Origin of the sequence: Micromonospora qiuiae (assembly GCF_016863555.1) — a bacterium.
Lineage (GTDB): Bacteria > Actinomycetota > Actinomycetes > Mycobacteriales > Micromonosporaceae > Micromonospora > Micromonospora qiuiae.
In genome coordinates, this window is sequence record NZ_BOPC01000052.1 from 56,538 (window position 1) to 65,789 (window position 9,252).

The following is a 9,252-nucleotide window of genomic DNA, read 5'->3' on the forward strand; positions in this document are numbered from 1 at the left end:
TCCTACGGCTCTGGGTTCCTCACCGAAAGAGAGTCACCAGATCGTCCATCGTGGCTGCGATGAAGGCCAGGACGAGCGCCACGCCCACGGACAGCGCAACACCCGCTGGCGCGGCATTCTGGTCCGCGGCGGCGACGCTGACGAGGCCCAGCACCGCCAGCGCGAGCAACCCGCAGTTGCGTACGACGTGCTGCCAGCCGAGTGGCGCGTCCGACGCGCCGAAACACCGGCAGGAGGCTGTCGTGCCGCGCTGCAGGACAAGGATGATCCCTGCGGTGAAGGCTGTGAGCAGCGCGGCCCCGGCGAGGAATCCAGGAAGTGCGGTCATCCGGCTGGCGAGGAGTGCCGGCACGAGTAGTTCGGCCGCGACCACCACCACCGCAGCGGGTGCCACCAGGCGTTCCGGAAGCAGCCGCAGCCGACGAAGAGACGCCGTGAAGGCCACGAAGGCGCTCGGCCCTCGCAACTTCGTGCTCGCCGAATACAGGAAGATCAAGGCCAGCGTGCAGCGACAAGCGATCAGGACGTACTCCACCCGACATCCTCCCTTCGGGCTGCGGCCGGTTTGGCCGGGTCGACGCTCTGGTACCCGCGCGCCTGCAGGCGGAACAGTTCGGCGTAGTGGCCGCCCCGGCGCATGAGTTCATCGTGGCTGCCCTCTTCGGCGACGCGGCCGTCCACGAGCGTCACGATGACGTCGGCGTCCCGGATCGTGCCGAGGCGATGGGAGATGAGGATGCTCGTCTGGCCGGCTCGATGCTCGCGCAGGCGGGCACTCAGCTCGTACTCGGCAGCCGGGTCCAGGCCGGAGCTGGGCTCGTCGAGGATGAGGAGGTCTCGACGGTCGCGGAGGAAGGCCCGGGCGAGCGCCACTCGCTGCCATTGACCGCCGGAGAGCTGCACCCCGATGCTCTCGTCCGACCCATTCAGTCCACCGTGGAAGACCCGGCTGAGTTGCGTGCGGTATCCCGCTGGGAGTGCTGTCAGGGTCTCGTGCACGCCGGCCATTCGGGCCGCCTGCTCCAGGCGTCGAGGCTCGCCCATTGCCGTGATGTCACCCATTCCGACGTTCTCCGCCGCGGTCAGGTCGTATCGCATGAAGTCCTGGAAGACCACACTCATGCGGTGGCGCAGCTCCTCGGGGGAGAGGTCACGGATGTCTTCGCCGTCCCATGTGATCGTCCCCCGCTCCGGGTCGTAAAACCTGCAGAGCAACTTCACCAGGGTGCTTTTCCCCGCACCGTTCGCCCCGACCAGCGCAACGACGCGCCCTCTGGGGATGACCAGGTTCACCCCGCGCAGCACCCAGGGGTGATCAGCTCCGTAGCGGAACCACACGTCACGCAGCTCGATACCGGTGGTCAGGGAAGACAGCCGACGTCCTGTCTTCCTGACCGGCAGGTCGGGTGCGGCCCGGGTGACGGTCAGATAGTGGTCGAACAGCAGGAGCTGCTGATGCGCGTTGGCCACGGATGAGGTCGCCTGGGCCATGCCGTTCTGGACTCCGGCGATAGCGGCCACCAGCATCGAGATCGACCCCACCGAAAGGTGACCGGACGCGGCCTGCACTGCGGCCCACACCAGCCCGGCTCCGCCGATGGCGGCGGACATGAGCGCCAGTCCGCCATGGGTCAGCAGTTCCTGCCGGTCGAGCCGGCGATGGGCAAGGTTGGATGCGATTCGCTCGGCCCGCATCCGGTCACGTAGGAACGGCCCGGTGCCGAACAGTCGAATCTCCTTCGCGGCCTCCACCGTCGACAGCAGCGTGCTGTAGAAGAACTCCCGGCGCTGCACCGGGCTGATCTCCCACGCGACTCGGGCCTGTCGGCGGGACAGCCGGAGCTGAGCGAGCAGCGCAGGCCCCGCAGCGAGTACGACCACGAGGGTCAACAGCGGGCTGATGACGAGCAGTGAGCCAACGAATCCGGCGGCGGTGACCAGGGCGGTGAGCGTACTGAGCAGGCCGCCCACCAGCTGGCCAGACGCGTATCCGCTGGACTGTTGCGCCAGCCGCAGTGTGTCCTGAAAGGAAGGGTCTTCGAAGCGGGCGAGTCCCGTGAAGCGCTCGAGCGAGGCGAAGAGACGATCCTGCGCGATAAGCCCGATCGCCCGGTCGCTCTCGGCGCGCAGGTACCGGGCGACGCGTGTCGAGACCGCGACCAGCAGGCCGCTGCCGACGAGTCCGAGCACGGCCGGGAGAACCGTGCGGGGCTCGACATCCGCTCGCACGAGGCGGTCGATTGTCTCCTTGGTGAACCAGGCTGCCGCGACCGGAAGGGCCGCACCGGTCAGCGTGACCAGCACCTCCAGCAGGAGTCTGGCACGGCCGGCTCGCCAGGCCAGGGAAATCGCCTCGGCAACGCCGGACCTTGCCCCCCACGCTTTCCATCCGACCACACGGGCAGGTGTGCTCATGCCGTGGTCGTGGCCAGGGCCTCGTCGGTACGGATCGCAATCGCGCGGACGACGCCCCCGTCGCCCATGAGGAAGAAGGCGGGAAACCCGACAACACCGAATGCGGCAAGGATTTCGCTCTTTGTGCCCTCGCAGATCACCGTGCCAACGTCCGGAGTCAACCGCTCCACCGTACTGATGACTCGGTCGGGTTCACCGACGACCACCGCCCACACGTCGTCAGGGCCCTTGGATCGGGCGACCTCGACAAACCTTCCGATCTCAGCTGTGCACGCCGGGCAGTCGGGTGAGAAGAAACCGAGCAGAGTCTGCCCGGTGAACGCGTCCCGCGTGACCGAATCCCCCGAGACCGTCGATGCCTTGAACTCATCGACGACTGCGCCCACCGAGAGCGGGCTGACTCCCACCGAACCGGTGAGTGGTCGGACGTTCAGCATGTCGGTGTGTTGACGGAGACGACGGATAACACCGTAGGTCAGCGCCAGATTGAGAAAGCTTACGCAACCGATCAGGACCACCGCGGCCACGACGTACGCCATTTACCTATCCTTCCCCCGCGAGATCGGTCAGCACGCAATCAGGCCTGGAGTGCCTTTCGGCACCCAGACCTGATTCTGCTCAACTGAATGTCACCCCTGGTCGAGCCGGCTGCAGTATTGCATCAGCATTCGATGTTGCCACTCTGCGTGCAGGGACCGCAGGTCCAGGTCTTGTAGTTGTCGTAGGTGACGCAGGTGCGGTAGTAGTTGTAGCAGCGCAGCCCGCAATAGCAGCCACACCATTGGGTGAACGTCTCGGCAGAGGCCTCGATTGCCGGCACGAACAGCATGAGCAGACGGTCACTGAAGCGCTTGACCATGGACATGGTTGAACCTCCCCGTATCTGCGGTTTCGGTGCGACCACCATCGCATTTACTTACGTCAGTCAATCATCGCACTCGAAGGTCGTCAATGCCGCGTGTTCGCAATTCAGCACAATGAACAGGTTTGCCCATATTTCGAATAATGAAAGACGTCTCACCGGACTGGCCTACGCAGGCAGCAGGAGCAGCCCTCCAACCAGGAGGAGAGGCGGCTGCCTCGTAAAGTGTCTGGATGCGGGCGGACGACTCCACACCCGGCAACGCCGGCAGTCCATGGGCGGTCGCCGCGGTGGTACTGGTCGGCTGTTGGGCGGTCGCGATCACCGTCTCGGTGCAGGGCGGCGGGTGGCTGGTCGACCAGGTACTGCTGATCGGCGGGCTGGATCGGCTGGTGCCGCTCTGGCCGGGGCTCTGTCTACTCACCGTGCTGCTGATCGGCACCGCTACGCTGCCGCTGGCCCTGGTGCCCCGTGCGCCGGCGATCCGGGCGATCGGGCGGGCGTGGCTGGTCGGAACGCTCGCGCTGGGGGCACTCGGGCTGCTGCGCGCTATCCCACCGGTGCACCACGAGGCGTACCTCACAGCACTGGCCGCCACGGCCGCGTTGCTGGCGCTGATCGTGCGTTGGCTGACCCGCCGGGTGGGAACCACCGGCGACTCCGGCCGGGACCCGGTGGTGTCGGGCAGCCCAAATCCTCCGCAGGTGGTGACCCTGCTCGCCGCGGCCGCCGGGTTGGCCCTGCTGCTGCCCTGGGTCTGGATCGGCGCGCTCGGCGGATTGCTGGAGACAATCATCGCAGGGCTGGCCGCTGCGGCCCTCGGAGCGCTGGCCGGGGCCCTGCTGGACGCCCGGTTCTGGGGTCACTTCGCGGCCGGTGAGCCGCCCCGGCCAGCCCGGCTGGTGCTGGTGGGCGGCCTGGTCGCCGGGGTGGTGCTGCTGCTCATCGGTGCCGGCACCGGCCAGTCCGGCACCCAACTGCCGCTGCTGGTCACGCTGCCGCCGGCCGGCTTCGCGCTGGCCGCGCTGCACGCTTCCGACCGCCGCCGCGCTCAAGATCACCGCCGCAGCCGCTTCGCTGGCCGCACGCCGGCCACCTGGCTGGTCGGGCTCGGCGTGTTCGGCCCGCTGGCGTTCACCGACCCGGAGGAGATCAGCCTGCTGCTGGTCACCTCCCGGGACGTGCCGTTCTGGGTGGCGGTCGCCGCTGGCGCCGGGCTCGTCGTCGCGGTCCTGCTGGCGATCGCGTACGGCCTGTGGCTGGCCCGCCCCTCGGCCCGTCCACCCCGGCGGGCGGTGGCCGCAGCGACCGCCGTGGCCCTGCTGGTCTCGGTCGCCGGGGTCGCCATCACCGCCGGCCAGCCGGGTCTGCACGGTGAGCAGCTCTTCGTGGTGCTGCGGGAACAGGCGGACCTCGGCGGCCTGCCCGGCGGCACTGGTAAGGCCGGCCGGGACGCCCGCGCCGAGCAGGTCTACCAGCGGTTGGTCGCGACCGCCGAGCGCACCCAGGCCGACCTGCGGCGGGAACTGCGCCGGCTGCGACTGGGCCACACCCCGTACTACCTGGTGAACGCGATCGAGGTGGACGGCGGGCCGGTGGTACGGGCCTGGCTGGCCAGCCGACCCGAGGTGGACCGGGTGCTGGTCAGCCAACGACTACGCCCCCTGCCAGCGCCTGCGGGCACGGCCGGCGGCAATGCGCCCGCCCCGACCAGCCCGCCCTGGAACATCACCCTGATCGGCGCGGACCGGGTCTGGTCCGAACTCGACGTCACCGGTGCCGGCGTCACCGTGGGCAGCTCGGATTCCGGTGTGGACGCACGACACCCGGCTCTGGCCGAAGGCTTCCGGGGCGGCGACGACTCGTGGTTCGACCCGTGGAACGGCACCCGGACACCGACGGACCACAGCGGGCACGGCACCCACACGGCGGGCAGCGCGGTCGGCCGGGGCGGCATCGGCGTGGCACCGGCCGCAGACTGGGTGGGCTGCGTCAACCTTGACCGCAACCTGGGAAACCCGGCGTTCTACCTCGACTGCCTCCAGTTCATGCTGGCGCCCTTTCCACCCGGCGGCGATCCGTTCACCGACGGGCGACCGGCCCGGGCGCCGGAGATCCTGACCAACTCGTGGGGCTGTCCGCCGCTCGAGGGCTGCGATCCTCGGGTGCTGCGGCCGGCCGTCGACGCGCTGGAGGCCGCGGGGATCCTCGTCGTCGCGGCGGCCGGGAACACCGGTCCCTTCTGCGGCTCGGTGCAGGACCCACCCGCGCCCTACCCCGACGTGCTGACCGTCGGGGCGGTGGATGCACAACGCCGGGTGACCCAGTTCTCCTCCCGAGGCCCGGCGACGGCGGGGGTGGCCAAGCCGGATCTGATGGCACCGGGAGCGGACGTCCTCTCCGCGATGCCCGGGGGCGGCTACGCCAGGCTCGACGGCACCTCCATGGCCACCCCGCAGGTGGCGGGGGTGGTGGCTCTGATCTGGTCGGCCAACCCGGACCTCGTCGGCGACCTCGGCCGGACCCGGCAGATCCTCCGCTCCACGGCCACCCCGGTCCAGGCCGGCCAGCGCGGCGACAACTGTGGTGGCGAGGAGAACGTGGTCGGTGCCGGCCTGGTCGACGCGTACGCCGCCGTCAAAGCCGCCCTGCCGGCGCCCTCGGTCCGTTGATCATGAGTTCGCGGCGAAGTCGCCTCTTGGAGCGCCGCCAACCTCATGACCAACCAGGGATGCCGGATACCCTAAAGCGGGCGAATAGCGCATAGACCCCGATAACGCCGTTCGCCCACCCCGGCCATTGATGCCCCCTACCGTTTGGTTAAGGAGGCAGCCATGACCACGGACGACGATCAGATCCCGGACGCCCCACCCGCCACCTGGGCGCCGGTCCACGAGCTCCCGGGCCACCTGCCGATCGACCGGCTCGACTACGGCGACGCCGAGCAGTTGGCGGAGATGACCGGGGCAGCCGAACCGCCCGAGGAACCACTCATCCTGGTGGACGAGCCGGTCCCGCACCGTCCGCCGTACGGTCGAGCGCACAAGCGACGCAACCAGCGCCCGCTACCGACATAGGAAGGAGGGCGGACCGCTGACGCGGTCCGCCCTCCTTCGGCGTTTCGGAGCTGGACTCAGAAGTCCATGTCCCCGCCACCCGGGCCAGCCGGGGCGGCCGGGGTCTTCTCCGGCTTGTCCGCCACCACGGCCTCGGTGGTGAGGAACAGCGCGGCGATCGACGAGGCGTTCTGCAGCGCCGAGCGGGTCACCTTGGCCGGGTCGATGATGCCCGCGGCCAGCAGGTCAACGTACTCGCCGGTCGCGGCGTTCAGGCCGTGCCCCGCGTCGAGGTTGCGGACGTGCTCGACGACGACGCCGCCCTCGAGGCCGGCGTTGACCGCGATCTGCCGCAGCGGGGCGTCCAGCGCGATCTTGACGATCTGCGCGCCGGTCGCCTCGTCGCCGGCCAGGTCGAGCTTGTCGAAGGCGGTCTTGCCGGCCTGCACCAGCGCGACGCCACCACCCGGGACGATGCCCTCCTCGACGGCGGCCTTGGCGTTGCGGACCGCGTCCTCGATGCGGTGCTTGCGCTCCTTGAGCTCGACCTCGGTGGCCGCGCCAACCTTGATCACCGCAACACCGCCGGCCAGCTTGGCGAGGCGCTCCTGCAGCTTCTCCCGGTCGTAGTCGGAGTCGCTCTTGTCGATCTCGGCCCGGATCTGGTTGACCCGGCCCTGGATCTGCTCGGCGTCGCCGGCACCGTCGACGATGGTGGTCTCGTCCTTGGTCACCACGACCTTGCGGGCGCGGCCCAGCATGTCGAGGCCGACGGCGTCCAGCTTGAGGCCGACCTCCTCGCTGATGACCTGGCCACCGGTGAGGATGGCGATGTCGGTCAGCATGGCCTTGCGGCGGTCACCGAAGCCCGGCGCCTTGACGGCGACCGACTTGAAGGTGCCACGCACCTTGTTGACCACCAGGGTGGCCAGGGCCTCGCCCTCCAGGTCCTCGGCGATGATCAGCAGCGGCTTGCCCGACTGCATGACCTTCTCCAGGATCGGGAGCAGGTCCTTGACCGACGAGATCTTGCTGTTGGCGATCAGGATGTACGGGTCGTCGAAGACGGCCTCCATACGCTCCGGGTCGGTCATGAAGTAGGCCGAGATGTAGCCCTTGTCGAAGCGCATACCCTCGGTGAGCTCCAGCTCCAGGCCGAAGGTGTTGCTCTCCTCGACGGTGATGACGCCTTCCTTGCCGACCTTGTCCATCGCCTCGGCGATGATCTCGCCGACGCTGCTGTCACCGGCGGAGATGGAGGCGGTGGAGGCGATCTGCTCCTTGGTCTCGACGTCCTTGGCGAGCTTCAGCAGCTCCTCCGAGACGTTCGCGACCGCGGCCTCGATGCCCCGCTTCAGGGCCATCGGGTTGGCGCCGGCGGCCACGTTGCGCAGGCCCTCGCGAACGAGAGCCTGAGCCAGGACGGTCGCCGTCGTCGTGCCGTCACCGGCCACGTCGTCGGTCTTCTTGGCGACCTCCTTGACCAGCTCAGCGCCGATCTTCTCGTACGGGTCCTCGAGCTCGATCTCCTTGGCGATGCTCACACCATCGTTGGTGATGGTGGGGGCACCCCACTTCTTCTCGAGCACGACGTTGCGGCCCTTGGGGCCGAGCGTCACCTTCACGGCGTCGGCGAGCTGGTTCATACCCCGCTCGAGGCCGCGGCGCGCCTCTTCGTCGAACGCGATCATCTTGGCCATACGGCGTTGTCCTCCTGGACACTCACGGGCCACCCGAGTGTGTCTCCCGGATGGGCCGTCTGGTGTACGCACCTTGGGACGTCGTCACCTGGCGGCGACGACATCTCCTCGGCCGGGCCGGATAGCCCGCGACGACCGGCCACGTGCCCCACTCGTGGTCATGCCACGAGCGCGACCGCGGCCCCACCGCCCCGACCATTGGCACTCACGCCATGCGAGTGCCAATGACTTGTTTAGCACTCTGCCCTGTCGAGTGCAAGCACGATCGCCCCGATCAGCCGAGTTCGGCCGCCAGTTGCGCGCTGTTCACCGGCCCCTCGTGGGCGCGCTGCTCGGCGTACGCGACGACCAGTCCGACCAGCTGGGCGACGTGGGCCGGCAACGCCAGCAGGGCCGCCGCGCCGATCACCAGCACCGCACCGACGGTCGCCCCCGGGGAGGTGAATGGCGCCACGCCGAACGGCACGAGCCCGAGCGACTCGGCCACGCCACCGAGCACGGACACCACGACCACCACCGCGATCACCAACGCCACCCGACCGAGCAGCAGGCCGAGCCGGTCGCGCAGCATCCGGTGCGACCGGCTGATCGGGTCGCGCCGCTCGAACAGGTAGACCGGACCGGCCATGGCCAGCGCGAACGCCGCGTACACCCCGGGCAGGAAGCAGAGACAGAACCCGATGGCCATGATCAAAGTAAAGATGATCAACCAGCCCCAGAGGCCCAGCGCGCGGCGCAGGCCGTAGCGCAGGGCAGCACCGAGATCAGTCGGCTCGCCGGCCGCCTGCCGGGCGATCACCCAGGTGCCGGCGGCCCAGCCGACGCACTGCACCAGGCCGAGGAGGAGGCTCCCCCCGATCAGCAGGCCCATGAACGCGGTCAGGTCGACCAGGAAGCCGGGGGGCAGTGCGTCGGCGTCGCTGGTGAGCTGAGCCTCCCAACGCCCCGAGGGGTCCACCGCGAGCCCGAGCACTGACAGCGCCGCAGCCGGCAGCACCTGGGTGAGCAGCAGGATCGGCAGCAGCAGTCGCCAGCCCCGGCGGACCGCATCGGCGCAGCGCGTGAACCAACCGCCGATACCGGCCCCGGGCGGGGTGACCAACGGGTCCGAGGGATCAACACCATGCGCCGGGTAGAAGCCATACCCGGCCGGGTGGTACCAGCCGTAGGGCGGCTGACCGGGATAGCCACCGGGCACGCCCGGCGGACCGGGATAGCC

General features: G+C 69.3%; 8 protein-coding genes. 2 read left to right on the plus strand and 6 right to left on the minus strand.

Going from position 1 to position 9,252, the window contains the following annotated elements; translation table 11 throughout:
* Positions 1–19: 19 nt before the first annotated feature.
* The 4 genes from Vqi01_RS19205 to Vqi01_RS19220 all read right to left on the minus strand — a co-directional run bounded on the left by Vqi01_RS19205 (position 20) and on the right by Vqi01_RS19220 (position 3,280).
* The gene (locus Vqi01_RS19205) at positions 20–535 is read right to left on the minus strand and encodes a MauE/DoxX family redox-associated membrane protein (protein WP_204036193.1); all 516 of its coding nucleotides are present in this window, start codon (positions 533–535) and stop codon (positions 20–22) included.
* Complete coding sequence (locus Vqi01_RS19210; RefSeq protein ID WP_204036194.1) at positions 520–2,415, minus strand: ABC transporter ATP-binding protein; 1,896 nt, start codon at positions 2,413–2,415, stop codon at positions 520–522. The genes Vqi01_RS19205 and Vqi01_RS19210 overlap by 16 nt, the downstream gene beginning before the upstream one ends.
* Entirely contained in the window at positions 2,412–2,954 is a 543-nt protein-coding gene (locus tag Vqi01_RS19215) for a TlpA disulfide reductase family protein (protein ID WP_204036195.1), read from the minus strand. Before Vqi01_RS19215 ends, Vqi01_RS19210 begins: the two co-directional genes overlap by 4 nt.
* Before the next feature lie 122 nt (positions 2,955–3,076).
* Positions 3,077–3,280, minus strand: coding sequence for a hypothetical protein (locus Vqi01_RS19220; RefSeq protein ID WP_204036196.1), 204 nt, complete (start codon positions 3,278–3,280; stop codon positions 3,077–3,079).
* A gap of 230 nt (positions 3,281–3,510) precedes the next feature.
* On the opposite strand from Vqi01_RS19220, the gene Vqi01_RS19225 reads away from it, so the two are divergent.
* Positions 3,511–5,949, plus strand: a complete 2,439-nt coding sequence (locus Vqi01_RS19225; protein WP_204036197.1) for a S8 family serine peptidase — start codon at positions 3,511–3,513, stop codon at positions 5,947–5,949.
* Between the two features lie 162 nt (positions 5,950–6,111).
* The gene (locus Vqi01_RS19230; protein WP_239098495.1) at positions 6,112–6,354 is read left to right on the plus strand and encodes a hypothetical protein; all 243 of its coding nucleotides are present in this window, start codon (positions 6,112–6,114) and stop codon (positions 6,352–6,354) included.
* 56 nt (positions 6,355–6,410) lie between these two features.
* Here Vqi01_RS19230 and groL read toward each other — a convergent pair whose 3' ends face one another.
* Together groL and Vqi01_RS19240 are read right to left on the minus strand one after the other, a co-directional pair.
* A complete protein-coding gene (gene groL / locus Vqi01_RS19235; RefSeq protein WP_204036198.1) occupies positions 6,411–8,033 on the minus strand; it encodes a chaperonin GroEL in 1,623 nt (540 codons plus the stop codon).
* A 274-nt stretch (positions 8,034–8,307) separates the two neighbouring features.
* Positions 8,308–9,252: hypothetical protein (locus Vqi01_RS19240; RefSeq protein WP_204036199.1), on the minus strand; the 945-nt coding region annotated here is incomplete at its 5' end.

Bases quoted from the DNA above. Each gene is read 5' to 3' on its own strand.
- Vqi01_RS19210 (WP_204036194.1), bottom strand. From the start codon at position 2,415: ATGAGCACACCTGCCCGTGTGGTCGGATGGAAAGCGTGGGGGGCAAGG.
- Vqi01_RS19215 (WP_204036195.1), bottom strand. From the start codon at position 2,954: ATGGCGTACGTCGTGGCCGCGGTGGTCCTGATCGGTTGCGTAAGCTTT.
- Vqi01_RS19220 (WP_204036196.1), bottom strand. From the start codon at position 3,280: ATGTCCATGGTCAAGCGCTTCAGTGACCGTCTGCTCATGCTGTTCGTG.
- Vqi01_RS19225 (WP_204036197.1), top strand. From the start codon at position 3,511: ATGCGGGCGGACGACTCCACACCCGGCAACGCCGGCAGTCCATGGGCG.
- Vqi01_RS19230 (WP_239098495.1), top strand. From the start codon at position 6,112: ATGACCACGGACGACGATCAGATCCCGGACGCCCCACCCGCCACCTGG.
- groL (WP_204036198.1), bottom strand. From the start codon at position 8,033: ATGGCCAAGATGATCGCGTTCGACGAAGAGGCGCGCCGCGGCCTCGAG.